Origin of the sequence: Neorhizobium sp. DAR64872/K0K18, assembly GCF_050500175.1 — a bacterium.
GTDB lineage: Bacteria > Pseudomonadota > Alphaproteobacteria > Rhizobiales > Rhizobiaceae > Neorhizobium > Neorhizobium soli.
This window is the reverse complement of sequence record NZ_CP191446.1, coordinates 1,121,687-1,146,543: the sequence shown is the minus strand read 5'-3', so window position 1 is coordinate 1,146,543 and position 24,857 is coordinate 1,121,687. Positions and strand designations below refer to the sequence as shown.

Here is a 24,857-nt window from a genome sequence, read left to right as displayed (position 1 = left end):
CATATCGGGAGACGTCGCGAGCCGCCAGCAGGCCGCATGGCAGCAATGCGCAGTAAGCCCCATTCATAAACAGTTTCTCGCGTGTTAGAGCGTTTGACCTGACACAAGCCTGCTCCGGCAGAATGTTTCAATCCAGCCAGGAAACGCTCTCGTCAGCAGCGAGCAATAAGAACGGAGTATCCGTCATGGACAAGACCCACCTCGTCGACCACGTCACCGGTCATCGCCGCATGCGGCGCAACCGCAAGGCAGACTGGACGCGACGCATGGTGCAGGAGAACCGGCTGACCGTGGACGACCTGATCTGGCCGATCTTCATCGTGCCCGGCACCGGCATCGTCGATCCGATCAAGTCGATGCCCGGGGTCAACCGGATGAGCGTCGACAAGGCGGTGGAAGCCATACGGGAAGCGGCCGATCTCGGCATTCCAGCTGTTGCGCCCTTCCCCGACATCGAGATGAACCTGCGCGATGAGACGGGATCAGCGATCCTCGATCCGAACAACCTCATCAACCAGTTCACCATCGCCGCGAAGAAAGCGGTGCCCAATATCGGCGTCATCACCGACGTGGCGCTCGATCCATTCACCAGCCATGGCCATGACGGCATCCTGCGTGAGGGCATCATCGTCAACGACGAGACGGTTGATCAGGTGATCAAGGCGGCGGTCCTGCAGGCGGATGCAGGTGCCGACATCATCGCGCCGTCCGAGATGATGGACGGTCGCATCGGCGCCATCCGCCGCGGGCTCGACGCTGCCGGTCACCAGGATGTCGGCATCATGTCCTATGCGACAAAGTTCTCCTCGGGATTTTACGGTCCGTACCGTGAGGCGATCAATACGAGCGGGCTCCTGAAGGGCGACAAGAACGCCTATTACATCTCGCCCGCCAACGGCACCGAAGCGATGCGCGACGCGGCACTCGACGTGGAAGAAGGCGCCGACATGCTGATGGTCAAGCCGGGTATCGCCTATCTCGATATCTGTTGGCGCGTGAAGGAAGCTTTCGGCCTGCCGACCTACGCCTATCAGGTCTCCGGCGAATATTCGCAGATCAAGGCGGCGGCGATGAACGGCTGGATCGACGGCGACCGGATCATGATGGAGACGCTGCTCTGCTTCAAGCGCGCCGGCTGCGACGGCATCCTGACCTACTTTGCGATCGAGGCCGCGAAGAAACTCGGCCGGGTTTAAAGCCTATGGTGGCAAACCTTGCTGTTGGGCTTGCCACCTCTTATATCGGGTTTGGTACAACTGGAGAACCACGCGAATGAGCTTCGAACCGAACCCGACCTATGCCGCACCGGACAATTGGCGCGCCTATAGCGGCGTTCTGTCACGCCGGATCTTCGCCTTTGTCATCGATTACCTGTTCGTTCTTCTGCTGTGCATCCCTGCAGCGGTGATCGTGTTCTTCTTGGGAATTCTGACGCTCGGGCTTGGCTTCATGCTCTATCCCGCGTTGTTCTTCATCGTCGCCCTCCTCTATTTCGGCCTGACGCTCGGTGGCGCCAGCCAGGGATCCCCGGGCATGCGCGCCATGGGGCTTGCCATGACACGGGTCGACGGGCGCCGGATGGATTTCCTGACTGCCATGGTTCACACGGTACTGTTCTGGGTGATCAATTCGGTACTGACGCCACTGGTGCTCCTGGCCGGGCTGTTTATCGAGCGCTCGCGGCTGGTTCACGATCTCCTCCTCGGCACCGTCGTCGTCCGCAGGTCGTAAGACCGCAACAGTGATCCAGGGATGCGTCAACCGGCAAATGCGCCAGTTGACGTTTCCGCGTTATGCGCCATGCTAGGATCAGTAGCGCCACGAGCAAGACGACGGACCGGGCTGCACCTCCATGAACACACAGACAACGCCATCACCTCAGTTCTACCTGACGGCACCGGCGATTTGTCCGTATCTATCGGGTGAAATGGAACGCAAGGTGTTCACGCATCTCGTCGGTCCTCGCGCGGCGGAGATGAACGACCTATTGACCCAAGGCGGGTTTCGACGGTCCCAGAACATCGCCTACCGGCCAGCCTGCGAAGCGTGCCGTGCCTGCGTTTCCGTACGAATTCTTGCAGGCGACTTCCAGCCGGCGAAATCCATGAGGCGCGTTCTTGCGACCAACAGCGACATCGTTGCGACCCTTGGTCCAGCGCAGCCGTCCACCGAACAGTTCTCCCTGTTCCGACGGTATCTCGACAGCCGTCACCAGCGCGGCGGGATGTCGGACATGTCCGCCCTCGACTACGCGATCATGGTCGAGGATTCGCACGTCAACACCCGCGTCATCGAATACCGCCGCCGCGAGCCGGGAGACGGTATCGCCGGCACGCCGAGGGGCGAATTGCTCGCCGTGGCGCTGACCGACATGATGAGCGACGGGCTGTCGATGGTCTATTCCTTCTTCAATCCCGATCTCGAAAAGCGCTCTCTCGGCACCTTCATGATCCTCGACCATATCAACCGCACGAAGACGCTCGGCCTGCCGCATGTCTATCTCGGCTACTGGGTGAAGGGGTCGCCCAAGATGGGCTACAAGACCCGCTACCAGCCTCAGGAACACCTGACGGCCCGCGGATGGGAACTTGCCGATCCGGCGCGCGACGTCTGACGCCCCCTCTCCCGACGGCATTGCAAATCGGCCATCCTCATGTTGTAACTCGCGTTGCAACACGAGGATACGCGCATGAAGACCACCATCCGCAAGATCGGCAATTCCGAAGGCATCATCATCCCGAAGGAGATTCTGGAGCGGATGGGGTTGCGCGTGGGAGATAATATCGATCTTAGCGAAGAAGCAGGGAAGCTGGTCTTGAAGCCGCTCGATGACGATTTCAACCGTCAGCTAGAGCATGCGGAGCGCTTCATGGACAGATACAAGGTTGCCCTCAAGAAGCTGGCCGAGTGATGGCCATCCAATTTCTTTCACGAGCGCTGGTTGAACGCCTCCACCTGCGCCAGATCGAAAGATTCGGTGGGGCTTATGGTTTGCGCGATGAGGGCGCGCTGGAATCTGCGCTGATGCTTGCCGTCAACAAGGTTGCATATGGATCGACAGACCTCATCGAGCTGGCGGTAGCGTATCTTTACGTTCTTGCAATGAACAATGCTTTCATCGACGGAAACAAGCGGATCGCGATCGTCTCAGCCGGTGTCTTCCTGATGGACAACGGGTATGCCATCGATACCGATGACGCCACGCTCTACCAATTCATCCTCTCCGTCGCAGCCGGCGAGATCGACGAGGATGGTGCAGCGCGGTTCCTTCGCGATCACACGGTCCCCTACCCCTGAACCGGTCCGCCCATCAGGGCGAACCGTCTCAATCCAAAGGCCTGATCAGCCGGCGAATTTGCCGCTGCGCGGAAAGCCCTTCGGAACGGTGCGGCCGGCGGAGGCGCGGTCACCCATCCATTCGAGAAGCTCATCCTTGCTGCGGTTGAAGGCGCGTCCGGCACTGTCTTCCCAGGCAAGCCCGGTATCGATTGCGAAACACTTGATGTCGGAGATGCCGCCGTCCTTGTAGCGCTGCAGGCGCACGCCCTTGCCGCGTGTCATTTCCGGCAACTGGTCGAGCGGAAAGACCAGCATCTTGCGGTTCTCGCCGACAATCGCGACGTGATCGCCCTTGACCTGAACGACCAGCTTTGCCTCGTCCGGCATCGAGACGTTCATGACTTGCTTGCCCTTGCGGGTGTTGGCCACCATCTCGCTTTCGGCAATGACAAAGCCATAGCCCGCTGTCGACGCGATCACCATCTTGCGGCTGGCGTCGTGGACGAAGGCGGTCAGGATGTCCTGGTCGTTCTCCATGTCGACGATGATGCGGATCGGCTCGCCATGACCGCGGCCGCCCGGCAGCTTATCGGCGCCGAGCGTGTAGGCCTTGCCGCCTGTTGTCACCAGCAGCAGCTTGTCGGTCGTCTGCGCCGTGAACGCGATCTTCGGTCCGTCTCCTTCCTTGAAGACGAGGCCCGACGTATCGGTCACATGCCCCTTCAAAGCGCGGATCCAGCCCTTCTGCGAAATCACGACGGTGATCGGTTCCTTTTCGATCATCGCCTGTTGGATTGCTTCCAGATTGGCTTCCGGCGCATTGGCGAACTGGGTGCGCCGGCGGCCGAGCTCGGTCGCCTTGGCATACTGTTTCTTGACCTCCTGGATCTCCCAGGCGACGGTCTTCCACTGCTGTTCGTCGGAGGCGAGAAGCGCTTCGATCTCGCCCTTTTCCTTGGTCAGATTATCGTGCTCGGTGCGGATCTCGAACTCTTCGAGCTTGCGCAAATTGCGCAGCCGCATGTTGAGGATCGATTCCACCTGCAGGTCGGTCAGAGACCAGCGCGCCACCATGACAGGCTTCGGCTCGTCCTCCTCGCGGATGATGCGGATCACCTCGTCGATGTTGAGGTAGGCGATCAGCAGGCCGCCGAGGATTTCCAGCCGCCGGTCGATTGCTGCCAGGCGGTAGCGGGAGCGGCGAACCAGCACGTCCTTGCGATGCGCCAGCCATTCGAGCAGCACCTCGTTCAGCGCCATCACCCGCGGCACGCGCCCCATCGAGAGCAAGTTCATGTTGAGCGGAATGCGGTTTTCAAGCTCGGTCAGCTTGAACATCGATTCCATCAGCAGCGTCGCATCGACCGTGCGGTTCTTCGGCACGATGATGATGCGGACGTCTTCGGCGGATTCGTCGCGGATGTCGTCGAGCAGCGGCAGCCTGCGGGCAATCAGCAGTTCGGCGATCTTTTCGATCAGGCGCGACTTCTGCACCTGGTAGGGAATTTCGGTGACGACGATCTGATAGCCGCCGCGGCCGAGATCCTCGATCTCCCACTTGGCGCGGACGCGGAAGCCGCCGCGACCTGTCTTGTAGCTCTCGAGGATCGACTCGCGGTTATCGATGATGATGCCGCCGGTCGGAAGATCCGGACCCGGCATGAACTCGAGCAGCTTTTCGACGCTGGCATCCGGATGGGCGATGAGATGCAGCGCCGCGTCGCAGACTTCATGGGCATTGTGCGACGGGATCGACGTCGCCATGCCGACCGCGATCCCGGAGGCGCCGTTGGCCAGCAGGTTCGGGAAGGCACCGGGCAGAACCGTCGGTTCGGAGTTGCTCTCGTCGTAGGTATCGCGAAAGTCGACCGCATCCTCGCCGATTCCCTGCAGCAGCAGTTCGGCAACGGCAGTCATCTTCGATTCGGTGTAACGCATCGCGGCGGGGCTATCGCCGTCGATATTGCCGAAATTGCCCTGGCCGTTGACCAGCGGATAGCGCTGCGAGAAATCCTGCGCGAGACGGGCAAGCGCATCGTAGATCGATTGGTCGCCGTGCGGATGGTAGTTACCCATCACTTCACCGACGATCTTCGCGCATTTGCGGAAGGCCGAGTTGGGGCGAAGGCCCATCTCGTTCATCGCGTAGACGATACGGCGATGGACGGGTTTCAGACCGTCGCGCACATCAGGCAGAGCACGGTGCATGATCGTGGAAAGAGCGTAGGCAAGATAGCGCTCTTCGAGCGCTGCCTTCAGGTCAACCGCCTGAATGTGGTCGCCGCCGCCGTCTCCCGAGCCGTCGCCAGGTGGAGTTACAATTTTTCCCATGGCACTTGACTATAGAAATCCCTGATTCCCGGCAAGAAACCTATCCAAACGCCCTGTGGATGATCGGGCCGATGACACAAGTTTTCACTGTTTGGCGACAAACATTTACGCTGCCGCAATTATGCCGAAGCGAATGGACACTACGGCATGGACGTTTTGCACCGTCCGCCTTAACTCTTGCCTCAGCCAGACTGTAATTGATCCCGGGCCGTGCCGCCCGCCAGGAGGACCTATGACCCACTTTTCCACCACGGCGCGCCTGCTTGCCGCCGCCACAGCGCTGTCGGTGTTTGCCGGGCCGGCCTTGGCTCTCGACGGCAACGATCTTCTGAAGAAGATCAACGCCGCGCTCGTCATCCAGGGCGGCGCGCTCGAAGCCCAGTCGGTTGCCGTCGACGGGTCGAAGGTGACGCTGACAGGCGCGACCTACAATCCCTCAGGGGCTCCGCAGAAGATGCCGATCGGCACTGTGACGATGGATGGCGTCGAAGAAGCCGAGGGTGGCTACACGATCGACAAGGTGACCTTCCCTAACATCAACGTTTCGCATGAAGCCACCACGATCAGCGCGTCCGACATCACGATGAGCGGCGTCACGGTACCGGCGGACGCCACGAAGAACACAATCGAGTCGCTCCTGCTCTACGAGGAAGCCAAGACCGGCGCCACGACCGTCGCAGTCGGCGGCAAGACCGTTCTCACAGTCGGCCCGAGCAGCGTCACGACGGAGGTTGCGGACGACAATTCCGGTATCGACTTCGATATGGCGCTGAACGAAATCAAGGCGGATCTCAGCATCATCGACGACCCGCAGTCGCGCGAGGCAATCCAGGCGCTTGGCGTCAACACTCTGGATGGCAGCATCAACCTCAACGGCACATGGACGCAGAACGACGGTACTGTCGCCGTCGAGGAATATGCCATCGACTTCGACAAGGTCGGCCGTCTCGATTTGTCCTTCAGCTTTTCCGGCTATACGATCGACTTCCTGAAGTCCGCGCAGGAAACCGCAAAGGCGCTGGAAGCCAACCCGAACAAGCAGGAAGCGCAGCAGGCGGCAAACCTTGCCATGCTCGGCCTGATGCAGCGGCTCACGTTCAACGCCGCCCAGATCCGCTTCGAGGATGACGGCGTGACGGCGAAGGCGCTGGATTATGCCGGCAAGAAGCAGGGTTCGAACGGCCCGCAGATGGCACAGATGATCAAGGCGATGACGCCGATCGTGCTGTCGCAGTATAACATTCCGGAACTGCAGAACATGCTGAGCCAGGCCGTCAACACCTATCTCGACAAGCCCGAGAACCTGACGATCACAGCAGAGCCGGCAAACCCTGTTCCGTTCCCGATGATCATGGGCGCAGCGATGGGCGCACCGAACACGCTGCCCAACGTGCTGGGCGTCAAGGTCTCCGCGAACGACTGATCGCTTCCCTCTAAGGGATGAATGAAAAAGCCCCGGCAAGCGATTGCCGGGGCTTTGTTTTGTTCAGTACAGGTGCGCCGCTTCAGTGTCCGGGGGTTGCCGAAAGGGCTGCGTGTTCCTTGTCGTGCAGCGCGAACCGGTCGATCATCGAGGCGCTTGCCTCGTTGGCACCGATCACCTCGACGGCGATGCCGCGGCTACGGAATTTCATCACTGCACGGTCGAGTGCGCCGACGGCCGAGATATCCCAGAGGTGCGCACGGCGAACGTCGATCGTGACGCGTTCCAGGCTTTCGGCGAAATCGAAGGCGTCAACGAGAGCGTCTGCCGAGGCGAAGAAGACCTGTCCTTCAACCGCATAGGTTCTTGCCTTGCCTTCTTCGGAAAGGCTGGAGGACACGCGCACCATCCTGGCCACCTTGCCCGCAAAGAACACACCCGACAAAAGCACGCCGACGATGACGCCCTTCGACAGATCGTGCGTTGCCAGAACAACCGCGACGGTCGAGAGCATGACGATCGAGGATGTACCGGGATGCCGCTTGAGATCGATGACCGACTTCCAAGAGAACGTGCCGATCGCCACCATGATCATGACGGCCACGAGTGCTGCAACCGGCACAATGCGCAGGATATCATCAAGCACCAGAAGCAGGATCAGCAGGTATATGCCGGAGGCAAAGGTCGAAAGCCGGCCGCGCCCGCCTGACGTGACGTTGATCACCGATTGGCCGATCATGGCGCAGCCGCCCATGCCGCCGAACAGGGCTGCAACGATGTTGCCGCTGCCCTGACCGAAACATTCTTTTGTCTTGCTGCTGGTCGTGTCTGTCATTTCATCGACGATCTGTGCGGTCAGCAGCGATTCCAGAAGACCGACGGCTGCGAGTGCCAGCGAATACGGAAAGATGATCCGCAGCGTCTCGAAGGTCAGTGGTACGTCCGGCAACAGGAAGTCCGGAAGCGCCGTCGGCATCGCGCCGAGATCGGCAACGGTCGGAACCTCTATGCCGAAGGAGAGCGCCAGAATGGTAACGGCGGCGATCGCCACAAGGGGTGACGGGATGGCTTTGGTTACATAGGGAAACAGATAGATGATGCCGAGCGCCAATGCGATGAGCAGGTAGGTCACTTCGGGAACGTTGATGAGCTGCGGCAGCTGAGCCAAAAAGATCAGGATCGCCAGTGAGTTGACGAAGCCGGTCATGACCGATTTCGACACGAACCGCATCAGGCGACCGAGTTTCAGCATGCCGGCGAAGATCTGCAGGATGCCCATCAGGATGGTTGCGGCAAACAGGTACTGGATGCCGTGATCGCGCACCAGGGGCCCCATCAGCACCGCAGTGGCAGCCGTGGCGGCCGAAATCATGGCCGGGCGGCCACCGGTGATCGCGGTGGTGCAGGCAATGGCGACCGAGGCGAACAGGCCGACCTTTGGATCAACGCCGGCAATGATGGAAAAACCGACAGCTTCGGGGATGAGCGCGAGCGCAACGACGATGCCGGCAAGGAGATCGCCGCGAATGTTCGAGAACCATTCGCGCCGATAGGCGGAAATTGACTGTGTCATGTATTGGAAACTTCGCAAATAAAGCGCATCCGCCGGGAGGTATCCTCCAGGGTGAGAAAGACGGCTGATGCTTTGCGTTGTCCGGCGGATCGGCGGCCGGAAGAGCCACTCGGGAGTTTCACCTGAGTCCTTGTGATGGGCGACCTATAGCGGAGAGAATTGCAGATGCCAAGCGTGGTACGGGAATATCTGCGAGACGGCGACGGTAGCGGCCCCGAAGCGATACGGACTAAAAGCTCCGACGCAAAAAGACCGGAGCTGCGGTGGCAGCCCCGGTCTCTCAAATACTATCCGAAATCGGACAGGTCCTATTCCAGGACCTGAATAACCGTGCGCGTCTGCGGGTCGACGATGACGCGGCGATCGTTCACGACCGTGTAACCGTAGGAGTCATATCCCTGCACAGGACGAACCTGGACAGCTTCCGGCAGCACGCGGCCGACCAGAACGTCGCCTTCGTACGGCACGGATTCAACCGGCTGCTCCATCACGTAGGTGCGGACTTCGCCTGGCATGACAACCGTTGCGGGTGCCATTGCTGGTTCCTGCGTGATGATCGTCGTCTGGGCGAAGGCTGCACTCGAAAGCGCCATGAATGCCGCCGAAGCGGTCAGTACGATCTTGCGCATAGTCTTACTCCATTTGTTTATTCTGCCTCTACAACTCGAAGTACGCGGCGATGGTTCCGTCCGACCAAGGTCTGATCGCTGCACTGCAACCAAGCCCTGCCCTGCTGAAACGGGAAAGCCCGGCGTCTTTCGAGCGCCGGGCTTTCCAATCTCGTCACAGAAATAGAACCGAAGATCAGTCCTTCTTGACCGCCGGGATCGGGCGGATCGCCAGTTCGCGCAGCTGCGCGGGGCTCGCTTCCGAAGGCGCTCCCATCAGAAGGTCCTGAGCCTGCTGGTTCATCGGGAACAGCGTGATCTCGCGCAGGTTCTTGGCACCGGTCAGAAGCATGACGACGCGGTCGACGCCGGCTGCCATGCCGCCATGCGGCGGTGCGCCGTACTGGAATGCGCGGTAGAGGCCGCCGAAGCGGTCTTCCACGTCCTGCTGCGAAAGGCCGACCATTTCGAAGGCCTTGACCATCACTTCCGGCAGCTGGTTACGGATCGAGCCAGACGCGATTTCGAAACCGTTGCAGACCATGTCGTACTGGTAGGCCTTGATCGTCAGCGGATCCTGGTTTTCCAGCGCGTCTAGGCCGCCCTGCGGCATCGAGAACGGGTTGTGGGCGAAGTCGATCTTCTTGTCTTCCTCGTTGTATTCGAAGAACGGGAAGTCGACGATCCAGCACAGAGCGAACTGGTTCTTGTCGGAAAGGTTCAGTTCGTCGGCAGCGCGGTTACGGGCTTCGCCGGCAAACTTGTAGAACTTGTCCGGATCGCCAGCGACGAAGAAGCAGGCATCGCCCGCTTCGAGGCCGAGCTGGGTGCGAACCGCTTCGGTGCGCTCCTCGCCGATGTTCTTGGCGAGCGGACCGGAGCCCGCGATCTTGCCGTCTTCTTCCTTCCAGAAGATGTAGCCGAGACCCGGCTGGCCCTGGCCCTGCGCCCAGGCGTTCATACGGTCGCAGAACGCTCTTGAGCCGCCGGTCTTGGCCGGGATCGCCCAGACTTCGACCTTCGGGTTGGACGCGATCATGTTTGCGAACACTTTGAAGCCGGAGCCGGCGAAATGCTCGGTGACGGCTTCCATCTCGATCGGGTTGCGCAGGTCCGGCTTGTCGGAACCGTATTTGCGCAGCGCGACGTCGTAAGGGATCCGCGGGAATTCCTTGGTGACCGGCTTGCCTTCAGCAAACTCCTCGAAGATGCCGCGCATGACCGGCTCCATCGTCTCCCAGACTTCTTCCTGGGTAACGAAGCTCATTTCCATGTCGAGCTGATAGAATTCGCCCGGCAGGCGGTCGGCACGCGGGTCTTCGTCGCGGAAGCAGGGCGCGATCTGGAAGTAACGGTCAAAGCCCGCCACCATCATCAGCTGCTTGTACTGCTGCGGCGCCTGCGGCAGAGCGAAGAACTTGCCGGGATGAATACGGCTCGGAACCAGGAAGTCGCGCGCGCCTTCGGGCGACGATGCGGTCAGGATCGGCGTCGAATATTCGGTAAAGCCGCCAGATGCCATTTCGCGGCGCATGGCAGCGATGATCTGCGTGCGCTTGACGATGTTCTTGTGCAGCGTTTCGCGGCGAAGATCGAGAAAGCGGTACTTGAGGCGCACGTCTTCCGGATATTCCGGCTCACCGAAGACCGGCAGCGGCAGTTCCTTGGCAGCGGACAGGACTTCGATCTCCTGTGCGTAGAGTTCGATCTCGCCGGTCGCCATCGTCTTGTTGACGGTCTCGTCGGAACGCGCCTTGACGGTGCCGTCGATGCGGATGACCCATTCGCCACGCACGACTTCGGCCGACTTGAAAGCCGGGCTGTCCGGGTCGGCAACGACCTGGGTCATGCCATAATGGTCGCGAAGGTCGATGAACAGAACGCCGCCATGGTCACGGACGCGATGAACCCAGCCGGAGATACGGACATTGGAGCCGACGTCCGACTTGCGGAGGGCTGCACAGGTGTGGCTGCGGTAACGATGCATTGTCTTTTATCCTGGACTGATGCTGAAAGCGGCTTCATCGGCGCGCGAAGCACAGCCGTACGAACCCATGAAAATCGGCCGGAAAAGCGCATGGTGGGCCTGCTTTGTCAAGACTTGTCACAGTCTCCCGCGGCGCTCGAGCCCTTTCCCCCGCTTTTACGGCTAGAGTTGCATAGGAGGATGTCATAACCAGAATGGGTCGATACGGCCAGCGCGCTGGCTGAGTCTCTGCGCCTGCCGACCATGCCCGAAAGCATCCGATGAACCAGATCCGCCCGCTGATACCGCTTCTGATCACCGCAGGGATCCTGATCGGCGGCAACGGGCTCCAGGGCACTTATATCGCGCTGCGCGGTTCGGCCGAGGGTTTTTCGCCGTCGGTCATCGGCCTGATCGGTGCCGGCTACAGTGTCGGCTTTGCGATCGGCTGCATCTATGTGGCAAGGCTGCTGCGCTCGATCGGCCATATCCGCACCTTTGCGGCCATGGCGGCAATCGCTGCGTCCGCCTCGATCGCCCTATCAATGGTCATCGACCCCGTCTTCTGGTTCGCCATGCGTTTCCTGATCGGCATCACTATCGCCAGCCTGTTTGCCACCGTCGAGAGCTGGATCAACTCGCAGGTGACCAACGAGAACCGCGCGCGGACGCTGTCGATCTACCGTTTCGTCGATCTCGGCTCGGTCACGATCGCGCAATACCTGATCCCGACCTTCGGCATCGACGGACCTGTCATCTTCAACATCATCGCCATCGCGCTGACGCTTTCGCTTGTGCCGATATCCATCGCCGACAAGTCGGGGCCGACGCCACCGGCCTCCATCTCATTCGATCTGAGAACCGTGTGGCGCATTTCGCCGCTCGCTGTGGTCGGCGTCGTGGCGGTCGGTCTGTCGATGGCGGCCTTTCGCAATATTGGGCCGATCTACGCCAAGGAGATCGGCATGAGTATCACGTCGATCGCGACCTTCATGAGTGCCGGCATCATCGGCGGCGTGGTACTGCAATATCCGCTCGGCGTCTATTCGGACAAGCTCGACCGGCGGCGCGTCATCCTGTGGACGACGATCGGGTCCGTCATCACCGGCGCCTATCTGTCGTTCGGCGCGGGCAGCAACGAGACGGCCAATATCATCAGCGTCTTCCTGTTCGGCGCCTTTTCGATGCCGCTCTATTCGCTCTGCTCGGCGCATGGCAACGACCACGCGAAACCAGGCGAGCACGCGGTGATCGCGGCAGGCTTGCTGTTCTTCTGGTCGGTCGGCGCCACGTTCGGACCGCTGCTTGCCGCGGCGCTTCTCGAATTCTACGGCCCGCGCGCATTCTTCCTCTACACGTCCTTCATCTTCGCGGGTTTTGCAATCTACACGCTGCGTCGGATGCAGTTGCGGGCACCGGTGCCGCCGCAGCAGCGCAGCTCCCGCTTCCGGGCGCTCTTGCGCACCTCGGCCTATTTCAACCGGCTTGCAGACCCGGCGGACCGGGCTAGCGACAAGGACAGGGACGCTGACGGCAACAACAGGAAATAGCCGCCCGCTTCCGGGAAAGGCTTGCCGTTTGTCTTGACATCTGCGGCGGGAAGGGAAAGGAAGGTTGACCACCTGCACGTGAATGAGACGATGATCGAAACAACAATTGCCCTTCAGGAAGCCTGCGAAAAGCTGGCTCAGTCAGACTTCATCACCATCGATACGGAGTTCTTGAGAGAGACGACCTTCTGGCCGGAACTCTGCCTGATCCAGATGGCGAGCCCGACAGTCGAAGTTCTCGTCGATCCGCTGGCAAAAGGGCTCGACCTCAAGCCCTTCTTCGAGCTGATGGCGAATACGGCGGTCACCAAGGTGTTTCATGCCGCGCGCCAGGATATCGAGATCATCCATCATCTCGGCAATCTCGTGCCGCATCCGATCTTCGATACGCAGGTTGCAGCCATGGTGTGCGGCTTCGGCGACAGCGTCTCCTACGACCAGCTCGTCAACCGCATCAAGGGCGTGCAGATCGACAAGTCGTCGCGCTTTACCGACTGGAGCCGCCGGCCGCTGTCGGAAAAGCAGCTCGACTATGCGCTGGCTGACGTCACCCATCTGCGCGACGTCTATCTGTCTCTGAAAGAACAACTGGAACGTGAAGGCCGTGCCCTCTGGCTGACGGAGGAAATGGCGGTTCTCGAGAGCGCGTCGACCTATGATCTGCATCCCGACGATGCCTGGCTTCGTCTGAAGTCGCGGCTGAGGAAGCCAAGCGAACTGGCGATCCTGAAATTCGTCGCCGCATGGCGCGAACGTGAGGCGCGCAGCCGCAACGTGCCGCGCTCGCGCGTGTTGAAGGACGATGCGATCTACGAGATTGCCCAGCAGCAGCCGAAGGATACCGAAGCTCTCGGACGTCTTCGCACCGTGCCGAAGGGCTGGGAACGCTCATCCTCAGGCGCCGCGATCGTCGAGGCTGTCAATACGGCGCTGGCGCTGCCGAAGACCGAGATGCCGCATGCTCCGAAGCATGTGCATCTGCCAGAAGGCACGGGCGCTGCCGTCGAACTCTTGAAGGTTCTGCTGAAGCTCATTTCCGACAAGCAGGGCGTTGCCGCCAAGGTGCTCGCCAATACCGACGATCTGGAAAAGATTGCTGCCGAAGGCGAGTTGGCCGAAGTGGCCGCCCTTTCCGGCTGGCGTCGCGAACTGTTCGGCGACACGGCGCTCAAGCTGATCCAAGGCGGCGTGGCGCTGCGCTTCGTCAACAAGAAGGTCGAGGCGGTCGAGCTGTAAGGCTCGTCCTCACCGTCATTCATAATACAAGGGATCGGCCACCGGAGCTCCGGAGCGCGATCCCTTTTCGTTTAAATCCCAGTTATTTGCAGCGTTCCAGCCCGGCTCCGCGACGCTTGAACTACGTGCTCTGGCACCGTCAAGAAACCGACGTAAAACCTTCATCCAAGCGTCAACCGATCATCACCTCACCGTCATGCGTGCCGCCTATCGACGTCGCGTGTTCTTCTCAATCGAACAGGTGATTTGATGACCAAGACCTTTTTAGCCTCCGTCTTCGTAAGTGCTCTCCTCGCCGGCACGGCATTGGCCGACGACCGCGAATTTCCGGCAAAGCTCACAGGCCAGGCAATCCTGCCGGCCAATACGGTGACTGCTGCTCCAACCGATGCGCCTGAATTCCTCAAGACATCGGGCAAGTTCACCACGCCGGACCGCAAGCGCACGGAAAAGCTCGGATCGATCGACGGCAAGGACGGTGTTCGCGTCACCGACGTCAAGCTGCCATTCAACGGTCAACCGATCCAGGGCTTTTCCGGGATCAAGGCGATGGCAGACGGCACGTTCTGGACGCTCTCCGACAACGGTTTCGGCTCCAAGGCCAATTCCTCGGACGCGATGCTGTTCCTGCACCAGGTGAAGTTCGACTGGGCGACCAACAAGGTCGATGTCGTCAAGAACATCTTCCTGTCGGACCCGAACAAGATCGCCCCCTTCCCGATCGCCATGGAAGGCAGCGACAAGCGCTACCTGACCGGCGCCGATTTCGATATCGAATCGATCCAGCCCGTCGCAGACGGTTTTTGGCTCGGCGAGGAATTCGGGCCTTACCTCATCAAGGTCGACATGCTCGGCCAGCTGACTGACGTCGTTGCCACCACCGTCGACGGCAAGAAGGTCACCTCGCCTGACAACCCGACCCTTTCGATGCCTGCCAACCCCGCCGCCAAGATGCCGGTCTTCAACCTGAAGCGTTCGGGTGGCTATGAAGGCATGGCAATGTCGAAGGATGGGCAGAAGCTTTACGGCCTGCTGGAAGGCCCGATCTTCCTCGACGACGGCAAGGTCGAACAGGCCGATGGGCGCACCGCGCTGCGCGTCATCGAATTCGACATCGCTTCGAAAAGCTGGACCGGTCGTTCCTGGCTCTATCCGCTGTCTGAAAAGGGTGTCGCGATCGGCGATTTCAACATGCTGGATGCCACCACCGCGCTCGTCATCGAACGCGACAACGGCGCCGGCACCAAGGACAAGGCCTGCGCCGATCCGAAGCAGCCGAAACCGGATTGCTTTGATGCGCCGGCCGAACTGAAGCGCGTCTACAAGATCGAGATGACCGACGCCAATGTCGGCGCGGCCGTCCGCAAAATCGGCTATATCGACCTTCTGAACATCAAGGACCCCGACAGCAAGAAGATGGCTGGCTCGAAGGACGGCATCTACGACATGCCGTTCGTGACGATCGAGAATGTCGACCAGATCGACGCGACACACCTGATCATCGGCAATGACAACAACCTGCCCTTCTCGGCCGGTCGCGCCGTCAACAAGGCTGATGACAACGAGTTCAGCCTGATCGAAGCCGCCGAGTTCCTCAACGCGAAGTAAAGCAGTGAGGCGGTGATCGGCAGGCCTCTAGAGCCCGGACATCACCACGACGAAACAGAAAAGGGTATCTGCATCAGCAGGTACCCTTTTCGACTCCATGACACCTCGAACCTGGACGTATTAAAGCTCAGGTATCGCCAGGATTACCATTTCAGGACGTCGTTAAGCGATGATGGCGCCTTCAAGCTTCTGTTCAAGTTCGTCGAAGGATCATTGAGCTGACGGACGATGTCGCTCTTTTGCGACGAGGAAAGATTGCTCCCCGACTGCCGCAGGATCAGGATCTGGTTATTGGCCACACCCTGATCTGTCGTATCCTTGGCAGCGTTTACGCTCAGCTCCACGGCCCGCGGATCCTGCAGGCGGTACAGAAAATCTGCTGCCTGGTAGCGAATGGTCTTGTCCGGATCTGCGGCCGCCTGAATCAGCAACGGAAAATCCTCAGCGGCCAGCTTTTGCGACAGAGACGACGCCAGATTGGGGTCGGAGCGGATCATTTCTGCCAGGGCATAGACCACGCCGAGCTTGACGCGGTAATCGTCCGGCGATGCGTGCAGCGCAGACAGCATCATGGGCACTGCGACAACTCCGGCAGAGACCAGAAAGTCGCGGGAATTGCGCCTCAGGAACGTATCCTCGTTCCGTAGGCCGGCAAGCGCCTTCTGAATTTGGTCGACCGATGCTTCCGGCCGAACCGCCGCCTGAGCGAACGCGCTCAGATCCCACCATGCACCTGTCGTGCTGCCGCTAACCTCCGCTGTCGGCCCAGGTGAAAGCGTATCCAGTTCGGACAGGAGAACCAGCGAGCCGTTCTTGACCTGCCGCGCATTATAGTCGAAGCGCCACTGGACCGGCCGGCCTTCGGCGAAAATTGCCCGGATTTTCTGGGCATCGCCGATAAGCTCGAAATACTCTTTGCCAGCTTCCTTTTCGATTGTATCGACCTGCATCCGCATCTGCGTGCTTTGTAGCGATGTACCGAGGCCAAGAAACTTGATCCGTCGGACCATGGCATCCTTGTAGATGTAGAGCGGCTCGTCATCGATTATGCGGATATCGGCGACATGCGAGAAGTCGCCGCTGATCTCGCCTTTAAACAGCGCCGGCGTGCCAGGCGGCGTAAATTGCTGGAGCATTAGAAACAGAACGACTGCCATGGCGCCGGCCCCGGTCACCGACCAGCCGGCCCAGTTCCCTGCAACCTTTGCACCGAACGCCGCAAGCACCAGCCCGAAACCGACGCAGATGGTCAGCGAGGAGGCGGTCTGGCTGCGTCCCAAGAGAAGGATCGCAGTACCCAGCAGCACGAGAAAGAGCCCGACGGCCACGCCGGCAACAAAGTATTTTTCCGGAAAATTGTTCTCGGGCGCCAGCGCGTTATTGGCCCCACGGTCCGCATGATTGTTCGCGCCTTGATCTGCCACTGCCATGTTCGAGCCCCCCTCGAAGCCAACACCAACATAAGGCATGCCTGTTCAACCGAAGATAAGCCGAAGCCCGCTCGGTTGCAACCGTCTAGATCTGATGCATCTGTTCTCGCAACAGCTGCTATTCGAACACGAAGGCGAGCTTCTTGCCGGTCAGCTTGGCAAGCTGCTGCAGCCGACCTTCCAGCCGCTCGCCAGCGAAGTTGCGGTAAGCGTGCGGCACGACGAATTCCATGTCGAGATCGGGCGAACTCGACTGGCGGAAAGTCAGGTTATTGACGATGCCGGGCATCGAAGCCGAGAACAGATAGACGACCCGCAACAATCCGCCGAGCAGTTTAGCCAGTTCCAGCAGCCGCGGTGTCGCAATCGTCGAGAGCGGGCCGGTGGCACCGTCGTCGCTCAAACCCTCGAACCGGTAGTAGTTGGCGAGCGCCAGGTAGGCGCGGCCCGCATGGGTAATGCCGACGAAGGACGAGTGGGCGATGACGTTAAGTGCCTGGGCGCCGCGGTAATCGGGATGCGCACGCCAGCTGATATCGGCCAGCAGGCAGGCAGCCCTGCGATAGCGGCTTTCTTCCTCGGTCTCGGTAATGCCGAAGAACGGCACCATGCGGCCGGTCCAATCGGCAAGCTCGCGCGCATGTTCGGGCGAACGCGCGCGCAAGATGGCGAGTTGATCGGCAGCCACGACCAGCGGATCGGCCTGCTTTTCCTCATCCGGCATCAGATGATAGAGATAGCCTTCCCGCACGCCCTGCGCCGAAAAGCTGACGACCGACGGCTTCATGACGGAGAGCACTTCCTGCAGGGCCACGGCGCCGAAGGGCAGAAGCGAACGACGGCTTTTCGAGACGGCCTGCCAGGCAGGATCCTTGGAATCCTTGGCATCGATCACGTCTTCGAGAAATTTCTGGATTTCCTCGAAGGTCAGCTCGTAGCCCTGCATCATGTGCAGCGGATATTTGGTGATTTCCATGTGCAGCTTGGCGATGTTGCGCCACGTGCCGCCGACCGCATAGAAGGTGCGGCCCTCGCCCTTTTCCAGAAAGCGGGCGGTATTGACCTGCTTGCGGGCAAAAGTCCGCGCCTTGGAAATGGAACCACCTGACGATTCCGACAGCCGCAGGCCGCCGAGAGGCAGGGTGATCCCCTTGCCGAACTCGTGTCCCTTGATGTCGATCAGTTCAAGCGATCCGCCACCAAGATCACCGGCGACGCCGTCGACCTCGTGAAAGCCGCTGATGACGCCGAGCGCCGAATATTTGGCTTCTTCCTCGCCGGACAGGAGCTGGATTTCCTGGCCGAGGATTTCCTCCGCCTTGGCGATGAAATCAGGGCCGTTGGAGGCTTCGCGGGCGGCGGCTGTTGCAAGGACGTAGATTTCCGTCGCCTGCGCCTGGTCGGACAGCGCCTTGAACCGTCTGAGAGCGGCGAGCGCGCGCAACACGCCCTCGTCGTCCATCCGGCCGTTCGAGCCGAGCCCCTTGCCAAGACCGCACAGAACCTTCTCGTTGAAGAGAACGGTCGGTGCCCTGGTCAGGCCTTCGTAAATCACCACGCGAACCGAGTTCGAGCCAATGTCGATGACGGAAACAGGGGCGATGCCAGGCAGGCGCCCTTGAGCTTCAGATCGTACCATGCTGCCTATTTCTTGACTGTTCTTGCCGGCTACTTTTTGCGTCCGGACATGACGCCGGCAATCAGTTTCGGAGCGCTGGATTTCAGGGCTTCACCACGCCCCGAGAGGCTAGGATTGGTCATGAAATAATGCTGCGCGTTGAACGGTTCTTCACCCTTGCGCACTTCCATGCGCCTTGACGTACCGTCCGCCAATATCTCGTAGCTCTGTTGATTGTCAATGAGATTGCCCAGCATGATCTGTGAAAGAACCTGCTCGTGCACGGTCGGATTGAGCAGCGGCACCAGCGTTTCGACGCGGCGATCGAGGTTTCGGGGCATCATGTCGGCGGACCCGATGTAGAGCAGAGCCTTGTCCGAAGGCAGGCCGTAACCGTTGCCGAAGCAGAAGATGCGGCTGTGTTCGAGGAAGCGCCCGACGATCGATTTGACGCGGATATTGTCGGAAAGACCCGGCACCTGCGGGCGCAGGCAGCAGATGCCGCGGATGACCAGATCGATTTCGACGCCGGCGCGGCTGGCGCGATAAAGCGCGTCGATAATCTCCGGATCGACCAGTGAATTCATCTTCATCCAGATCGCGGCCGGAGCTCCCGCCTTCGCGTGCGCGATCTCTTCCTCGATGTGTTTGAGAATGCGCGGTCGCAGCGTGTAGGGCGACATGGCGATCTTGGTGCTTTCCTTCGGCTCGCCGTAACCGGTGATAAAGTTGAAGATATTCGCCATGTCGTGGGCGATCTTCGGGTTGCAGGTGAAGAAGGAAAGGTCCGTGTAGATCTTTGCGGTGATGGGATGGTAGTTGCCGGTACCAAGGTGGCAGTAGGTTCTCAGCTTGCCGTCCTCACGGCGCACGACCATCGACATTTTCGAATGTGTCTTGAGCTCGATAAAGCCGAACACGACCTGCACGCCAGCTCGCTCCAGGTCTCGCGCCCAGCGGATGTTGGCCTCTTCGTCGAAGCGTGCCTTCAACTCGACCAGCGCCGTCACCGACTTGCCGGCCTCGGCCGCATCGATCAGGGCTCGGACGATGGGGCTGTCGTTGGAGGTTCTGTAGAGGGTCTGCTTGATGGCGAGGACGTCGGGGTCACGGGCTGCCTGAAGAAGAAACTGCACCACAACGTCGAAACTCTCGTACGGGTGGTGGACCACCATGTCCTTTTCGCGGATGGCGGCGAGGCAGTCTCCGGCGTGTTCGCGGACGCGTTCGGGAAATCGGGCGTTGTAGCTTTCGAACCGCAGATCGTCGCGCGGCGCCTTGGTGATTTCCGACAGCGTGTTGAGTGCCAGAAGACCCGGCAAGACCGCGACGCGGTTGTCCGGAACGCCGAGTTCCTGCACCACAAACTGGCGCAGTTCCGCCGGCATTTCCGAATCGGTCTCGATGCGGATGACCTTGCCGCGGCGGCGGCGCTTGAGCGCCGTCTCGAAGAAGCGCACCAGATCCTCGGCTTCTTCCTCGACTTCGAGATCGCTGTCACGGATGATGCGGAACGTACCGCCGCCCTTGACCTCGTAACCCGGGAAGAGCCGGTCGGTAAACATGGCGACCGCATCTTCTAGCGTGATGTAGCGGATCGTGTTTGCGTCGTCGGGCAGACGGATGAAGCGGTCAAGCGTCGTCGGCAGGCGCAGAAGACCCGTCATAGGCTCCTTGCCGTTCAGGCTGTGCAATTGCAGCCCCATCGAGAAGCCAAGATTGGGGATGAACGGGAACGGATGCGCCGGATCGATCGAAAGCGGTGTCAGGATCGGGAACAGCTCGTCGTCGAACGTCCCGGACAGCCAGTTACGGTCTTCGTCCGAAAGCGCTGCCGGACGGACGATCAAAATCTCTTCCTGCGCCAGATACTGCTGTAGCACGGCGAGCGAAGCCTGCTGCTCCATCTGCAGATTGTCGATTTCCTGCAGGATCGCATCCAGCTGTTCTGCCGGCGTCTTGCCATCGGGGCTCTTGATGACGATGCCCTGACGGACCTGCCCCTCAAGACCGGCAACGCGCACCATGAAGAATTCGTCGAGGTTTGCAGCCGAGATCGACAGGAAGCGGATGCGTTCCAGAAGTGGATGCGACGCGTTCAGCGTTTCCTCGAGAACGCGGCGGTTGAACTGCAGCCAGGAAAACTCGCGGTTGATGAACCGCTCGGGGCTGGAAAGCAGCGCCTCGCCCACATCCGCCGCTTCGTCCCTGCTGGCTGCCTCGCCCTTTTTGGGCTGCTCAATCTCGGTCGTCATCGATTCCATCTTCATCCATCCCAGAGCCAGCCCCATAACCGGTATGCGTGGGGCCGTGCGATACGTTTGACGACGCGACCGTCATAGTCAATTGCCGGCGCAGACGTTGCTAATCATTCGGTACGGCACTGCCGAAATCCTTGAGGACTTCGGTCGCCAGAGGACGGGTGATCGGGGTCCCGCGCGCCAATGCCAACCGGTCAAGCCGGTCGACGATGGTCTGCGCAGCGCCCAGGGATCGCTCCATCCTGGTGACGATGTAACTGAGAAGTTTGTCATCAATATAAAGCTGACGATCGGCAAACAGTTTTACCATCACCTGGGCCAGCAATTCCTCATCGGGCTCGCCGATTTCCACCACGGTCGCAGCCTTCAGCCGTGATTTGAGGTCCGGCAGCGTCACGGACCAGGACATGGGCCACAGCCGCGATGTCATCAACAAAGTGCGGCCATGCTGGCGCACGGCATTGATGACGTGGAAAAGCGTGGTCTCGTCGAAGTCGCGCCGATCGGCGTCCTCAAACAGCACCGGCCCATCCGCTGCGACAGTTGCTGCATTCGAACCCGAGATCGGATGGATCTCGGCAGCCCCTGCCCGCTCCCGCCAGATATGGGCGAGATGCGACTTGCCGGAACCGACGGGACCCGCAAGGATCACGACCGGAGATGGCCAGGCCGGCCATTCATCGACGATCGAGACCGCGGCGGCCAGCCGTTCAGAGACCAGGAGATCATCCCGGCTCTGCGCGGAATCATGGGTGAATTGCAGCGGAAGCTGTTCGCTTCTGCGCTGGTCGCGTTCGCTCGATCCGGTCATTCGCTTTTCAGATGTCTTTCTGGTCGCTCTTGGGAGCATCGAGACGCTGCATGCCGGTATTTTCATTGACCACGGCCTGTGGCGCCCCTTCCCACGGCAGATCTACCGATCGTCCGTAATAGAGATCGCTGTCAAGATACCGTGAGATCGCGAACCGGACAAGCACGCCGACGACTGCCGCCGCCGGCACGGCCAGAAGAAGACCGACAAAGCCGAACATGGCACCGAAGGCAAACAGCGCAAACATCAGCCAGACCGGATGCAGACCGACGCTTTCGCCGACCAGCTTCGGCTGCAGTATATTGCCTTCCAGGAACTGGCCGGAGAAGAACACGGCAGCGACCGCCATGATCCACAGATAGTCCGGCCAGAACTGTACGAGCGCCACACCGATCGCCATGATCAGCCCGATCATCGAACCGATATAGGGAATGAACGAAATCATGCCGGCGACGAAGCCGATCAGCAGGCCGAAATTCAGGCCCACCAGCGACAGACCGACGGCATAGTAGATGCCGAGGATGAGGCAGAGTGATCCCTGCCCGCGAATAAAGCCGGCGACGGATCCATCCATGTCGCGGGCGATGTCGCGCACTGTCTGGACCTGATCGCGCGGGATCCAGCTATCGACTTTCGACACCATGCGGTCCCAGTCCAGCAGCAGATAGAAGGCGACGACCGGGGTAACGATCAGGAGCGACACGACGTCGACGATCGCCTTGCCGGAGTTCCAGATCTGCGCAAACAGGGTACCGATGAAGCCGGCGCCCTGGCTCAGCACTTCAGAGAAATTCTGTTTGACGGTCTCGATCTGGCTGGAGACCCAGCTCGGCAGGAACGAGTTCTCCGGGTTGGAAATGATCTGCTGCAACTGGGTGATGTAACCGGGCAAAGCGGCGGCGAACTGGGTGAACTGGGTGACGATGATCGGGATGACCAGCATCAGCGACAGCGCGAACACCGTGACGAACGATACCAGGATCAGCACGGAAGCCATCATCCGGCTCAGTCCGCGGCGCTGCAGCCAGTCTGCGACAGGATCGAGGAAATAGGCGAGCGCCATGCCTGCGACGAAGGGAAGAAGGATGGAGCTGAAAAACCACAGAAACAGCGCGAAGATGAAAAGAACGGCTGCCCAGAAGAAGACATGGCGGCGCAGGCTCGCTCCGCTGATATGATAGGGCATCTTTACGTCCTTTTTTGCACTGCATTCCCGGTATCACGCATATGAGCCCGGACCGGGTAAGGTCAAGATCGGCATCGACTTCGCCGCGTCGAGCGACGGCCGGGCCTGTGAAAAGCCTTGAAAGCCCACGCTTCCGCTTGCATCCTCCGCCTTGTCATGCAATGGCGGGCCGGAGATTTTTGCGCAGCCGCACCACGCCGAAAGGTCTCGATCTTCGGTTCGCGCGGCATGTCCCAACGGAGAATTACGATGAGCGAGACGGGCAAGAACGGTCTCACCTATAGCGATGCCGGCGTCGATATCGACGCGGGCAACCTGATGGTCGAGAAGATCAAGCCGGCGGTACGCTCAACCCGCCGTCCCGGCGCAGACGGCGAAATCGGTGGCTTCGGCGGCCTGTTCGACCTGAAAGCTGCAGGCTTTACCGATCCGATCCTGGTGGCTGCCAATGACGGCGTCGGCACCAAGTTGAAAATCGCGATCGATGCCAATTTCCACGACACGGTCGGCATCGATCTCGTCGCCATGTGCGTCAACGATCTCGTCGTGCAGGGCGCAGAGCCGCTGCTGTTTCTCGACTACTTCGCCACCGGCAAGCTCGATCCGGACCAGGGCGCTGCCATCGTCAAGGGGATCGCTGCGGGCTGCGTCGATGCAGGCTGTGCGCTGATCGGCGGCGAGACGGCAGAAATGCCGGGCATGTATTCCGATGGCGACTACGACCTTGCCGGCTTTGCAGTGGGCGCTGCCGAACGTGGCCAGCTTCTGCCAGTCGGCGACCTGGCCGCCGGCGACGTCATTCTCGGCCTCACCTCCTCGGGCGTGCATTCCAACGGTTTTTCGCTGGTGCGCAAGATCGTCTTGATCTCCGGCCTCGGCTGGGACGCGCCTGCGCCGTTCTTCGACGGCAAGTCGCTCGGCGAAGCGCTTTTGACGCCGACCCGCATCTATGTGAAGCCGCTGCTGAAGGCGATCCGCGAAACCGGGGCCCTGAAGGCGCTTGCCCACATCACCGGCGGCGGCTTTCCCGAAAACATTCCGCGCGTGCTGCCGAAGAACCTGGCGGCCGAAGTCGATCTCGACTCAATCCCCGTCCCGCCCGTGTTCTCGTGGCTGGCAAAGACCGGCGGTGTCGAGCCGAAGGAAATGCTACGCACGTTCAACTGCGGCATCGGCATGATCGTCGTCGTTTCGGCTGAGAATGCGCAGACGGTGACGGATGTGCTCACCCGCGAAGGTGAAATCGTCGTTCCGCTCGGCCGCATGATCGACCGTGCGGAAGGCGACGCCGGCGTCGTCTACAAGGGCACGCTCGGTCTATGAGCAAAGCACTCGCCAGCGTGCAGAAGAAGCGCGTCGTCGTGTTCATTTCCGGCGGCGGCTCCAACATGCTGTCGCTGGCGGACGCCTGTGAAGATCCAGGCTTCCCGGCCGAAATCGTTGCCGTCATCTCCGACAAACCGCAAGCCGGCGGGCTCGCGAAGGCTGAGGCGCGCGGCATCCAGACACTCGCCTTCGAGCGCAAGTCCTATGCCGGCAAGGCTGAGCACGAGGCGGCGATCCTTGAGGCACTCGAGGAAATAGCGCCTGACATCATATGTCTTGCGGGTTACATGCGGCTGATTTCCGGGGATTTCATTTCCCGCTACGAGGGCCGGATACTCAATATCCATCCCTCCATCCTGCCGCTTTTTCCGGGACTGCATACCCATCAGCGGGCGCTCGATGCCGGCATGAAGGTTGCCGGTTGCACGGTGCATTTCGTGACCGAGGGCATGGATGAAGGCCCGATCGTGGCCCAGGCCTGTGTTCCCATTCAGAACGGTGATACGCCTGATACGCTCGCTGCGCGGGTACTGACCGTCGAGCACCAGATCTATCCGGAAGCGCTAGCGCTTCTAGCGACGGGAGGCGTCAGCCTCAGAGCTGGCAGGGCAGAGTTTTAATCACATCTTTCGCCTACATCTTGGCCGCACG

General features: G+C 60.4%; 20 protein-coding genes and 1 other annotated feature. Of the genes, 11 read left to right on the top strand and 9 right to left on the bottom strand.

Translation table 11 applies throughout. The features are described 5' to 3' along the window. Nucleotides 1-185 precede the first annotated feature (185 nt). The 5 genes from hemB to ACQY1P_RS10915 all read left to right on the top strand — a co-directional run bounded on the left by hemB (nucleotide 186) and on the right by ACQY1P_RS10915 (nucleotide 3,297). Nucleotides 186-1,196, top strand: a complete 1,011-nt coding sequence (hemB, locus tag ACQY1P_RS10935) for a porphobilinogen synthase (protein WP_244474015.1) — start codon at nucleotides 186-188, stop codon at nucleotides 1,194-1,196. A gap of 76 nt (nucleotides 1,197-1,272) precedes the next feature. Then, the gene (locus ACQY1P_RS10930) at nucleotides 1,273-1,731 is read left to right on the top strand and encodes an RDD family protein (RefSeq protein WP_062453284.1); all 459 of its coding nucleotides are present in this window, start codon (nucleotides 1,273-1,275) and stop codon (nucleotides 1,729-1,731) included. Nucleotides 1,732-1,852: 121 nt separating this feature from the next. After that, entirely contained in the window at nucleotides 1,853-2,614 is a 762-nt protein-coding gene (locus ACQY1P_RS10925; RefSeq protein WP_430256392.1) for an arginyltransferase, read from the top strand. Between the two features lie 75 nt (nucleotides 2,615-2,689). Continuing rightward, nucleotides 2,690-2,911, top strand: coding sequence for an AbrB/MazE/SpoVT family DNA-binding domain-containing protein (locus tag ACQY1P_RS10920; protein ID WP_430256391.1), 222 nt, complete (start codon nucleotides 2,690-2,692; stop codon nucleotides 2,909-2,911). Next, a complete protein-coding gene (locus tag ACQY1P_RS10915) occupies nucleotides 2,911-3,297 on the top strand; it encodes a type II toxin-antitoxin system death-on-curing family toxin (RefSeq protein ID WP_092661935.1) in 387 nt (128 codons plus the stop codon). The genes ACQY1P_RS10920 and ACQY1P_RS10915 overlap by 1 nt, the downstream gene beginning before the upstream one ends. Nucleotides 3,298-3,342: 45 nt before the next feature. Here the strand turns inward: ACQY1P_RS10915 and parC are convergent, their stop codons facing one another. Continuing rightward, nucleotides 3,343-5,610, bottom strand: a complete 2,268-nt coding sequence (parC, locus tag ACQY1P_RS10910) for a DNA topoisomerase IV subunit A (RefSeq protein WP_062579939.1) — start codon at nucleotides 5,608-5,610, stop codon at nucleotides 3,343-3,345. Between the two features lie 232 nt (nucleotides 5,611-5,842). On the opposite strand from parC, the gene ACQY1P_RS10905 reads away from it, so the two are divergent. Next, nucleotides 5,843-7,033 (top strand): hypothetical protein, encoded by a 1,191-nt coding sequence (locus tag ACQY1P_RS10905; protein WP_062453289.1) that lies wholly within the window; start codon nucleotides 5,843-5,845, stop codon nucleotides 7,031-7,033. An 82-nt stretch (nucleotides 7,034-7,115) separates the two neighbouring features. On the opposite strand, the gene ACQY1P_RS10900 is transcribed toward ACQY1P_RS10905, so the two are convergent. The 3 genes from ACQY1P_RS10900 to aspS all read right to left on the bottom strand — a co-directional run bounded on the left by ACQY1P_RS10900 (nucleotide 7,116) and on the right by aspS (nucleotide 11,201). Beyond that, a complete protein-coding gene (locus ACQY1P_RS10900; protein WP_430256390.1) occupies nucleotides 7,116-8,606 on the bottom strand; it encodes a SulP family inorganic anion transporter in 1,491 nt (496 codons plus the stop codon). A gap of 75 nt (nucleotides 8,607-8,681) precedes the next feature. Further along, nucleotides 8,682-8,739: a sequence feature (sul1 is cis-regulatory element that is thought to sense ions involved in sulfur or methionine metabolism; They are found in Alphaproteobacteria), on the bottom strand. Between the two features lie 175 nt (nucleotides 8,740-8,914). After that, complete coding sequence (locus ACQY1P_RS10895; RefSeq protein ID WP_062579936.1) at nucleotides 8,915-9,235, bottom strand: DUF1236 domain-containing protein; 321 nt, start codon at nucleotides 9,233-9,235, stop codon at nucleotides 8,915-8,917. A 175-nt stretch (nucleotides 9,236-9,410) separates the two neighbouring features. Further along, nucleotides 9,411-11,201 carry an aspartate--tRNA ligase gene (gene aspS / locus ACQY1P_RS10890; protein ID WP_209900536.1) on the bottom strand — a complete coding sequence of 597 codons (1,791 nt, stop codon included), beginning with the start codon at nucleotides 11,199-11,201 and terminating at the stop codon, nucleotides 9,411-9,413. A 260-nt stretch (nucleotides 11,202-11,461) separates the two neighbouring features. On the opposite strand from aspS, the gene ACQY1P_RS10885 reads away from it, so the two are divergent. The 3 genes from ACQY1P_RS10885 (at nucleotide 11,462) to ACQY1P_RS10875 (ending at nucleotide 15,574) form a co-directional block, all read left to right on the top strand. Next, complete coding sequence (locus ACQY1P_RS10885) at nucleotides 11,462-12,730, top strand: MFS transporter (protein ID WP_430256389.1); 1,269 nt, start codon at nucleotides 11,462-11,464, stop codon at nucleotides 12,728-12,730. 90 nt (nucleotides 12,731-12,820) lie between these two features. After that, nucleotides 12,821-13,966, top strand: coding sequence for a ribonuclease D (gene rnd / locus ACQY1P_RS10880; protein ID WP_062453294.1), 1,146 nt, complete (start codon nucleotides 12,821-12,823; stop codon nucleotides 13,964-13,966). A 249-nt stretch (nucleotides 13,967-14,215) separates the two neighbouring features. Continuing rightward, the gene (locus ACQY1P_RS10875) at nucleotides 14,216-15,574 is read left to right on the top strand and encodes an esterase-like activity of phytase family protein (protein ID WP_430256388.1); all 1,359 of its coding nucleotides are present in this window, start codon (nucleotides 14,216-14,218) and stop codon (nucleotides 15,572-15,574) included. 143 nt (nucleotides 15,575-15,717) lie between these two features. On the opposite strand, the gene ACQY1P_RS10870 is transcribed toward ACQY1P_RS10875, so the two are convergent. The 5 genes from ACQY1P_RS10870 to ACQY1P_RS10850 all read right to left on the bottom strand — a co-directional run bounded on the left by ACQY1P_RS10870 (nucleotide 15,718) and on the right by ACQY1P_RS10850 (nucleotide 22,880). Next, on the bottom strand, nucleotides 15,718-17,004 hold the full coding sequence (locus ACQY1P_RS10870) for a HEAT repeat domain-containing protein (RefSeq protein WP_139283846.1): 1,287 nt from the start codon (nucleotides 17,002-17,004) through the stop codon (nucleotides 15,718-15,720). Nucleotides 17,005-17,122: 118 nt separating this feature from the next. After that, nucleotides 17,123-18,643 (bottom strand): exopolyphosphatase, encoded by a 1,521-nt coding sequence (ppx, locus tag ACQY1P_RS10865; RefSeq protein WP_062579928.1) that lies wholly within the window; start codon nucleotides 18,641-18,643, stop codon nucleotides 17,123-17,125. Nucleotides 18,644-18,672: 29 nt separating this feature from the next. Next, entirely contained in the window at nucleotides 18,673-20,886 is a 2,214-nt protein-coding gene (locus ACQY1P_RS10860; RefSeq protein ID WP_430250209.1) for an RNA degradosome polyphosphate kinase, read from the bottom strand. 100 nt (nucleotides 20,887-20,986) lie between these two features. Then, the gene (hdaA, locus tag ACQY1P_RS10855) at nucleotides 20,987-21,694 is read right to left on the bottom strand and encodes a DnaA regulatory inactivator HdaA (protein WP_430256387.1); all 708 of its coding nucleotides are present in this window, start codon (nucleotides 21,692-21,694) and stop codon (nucleotides 20,987-20,989) included. A 7-nt stretch (nucleotides 21,695-21,701) separates the two neighbouring features. Beyond that, nucleotides 21,702-22,880: an AI-2E family transporter gene (locus tag ACQY1P_RS10850; protein WP_062453299.1), complete on the bottom strand. Its 1,179-nt coding sequence runs from the start codon at nucleotides 22,878-22,880 to the stop codon at nucleotides 21,702-21,704. A gap of 249 nt (nucleotides 22,881-23,129) precedes the next feature. On the opposite strand from ACQY1P_RS10850, the gene purM reads away from it, so the two are divergent. Both purM and purN read left to right on the top strand, forming a co-directional pair. Then, entirely contained in the window at nucleotides 23,130-24,203 is a 1,074-nt protein-coding gene (purM, locus tag ACQY1P_RS10845) for a phosphoribosylformylglycinamidine cyclo-ligase (protein WP_325261152.1), read from the top strand. Continuing rightward, nucleotides 24,200-24,826 carry a phosphoribosylglycinamide formyltransferase gene (purN, locus tag ACQY1P_RS10840; RefSeq protein ID WP_325261154.1) on the top strand — a complete coding sequence of 209 codons (627 nt, stop codon included), beginning with the start codon at nucleotides 24,200-24,202 and terminating at the stop codon, nucleotides 24,824-24,826. Before purM ends, purN begins: the two co-directional genes overlap by 4 nt. Nucleotides 24,827-24,857 lie beyond the last annotated feature (31 nt).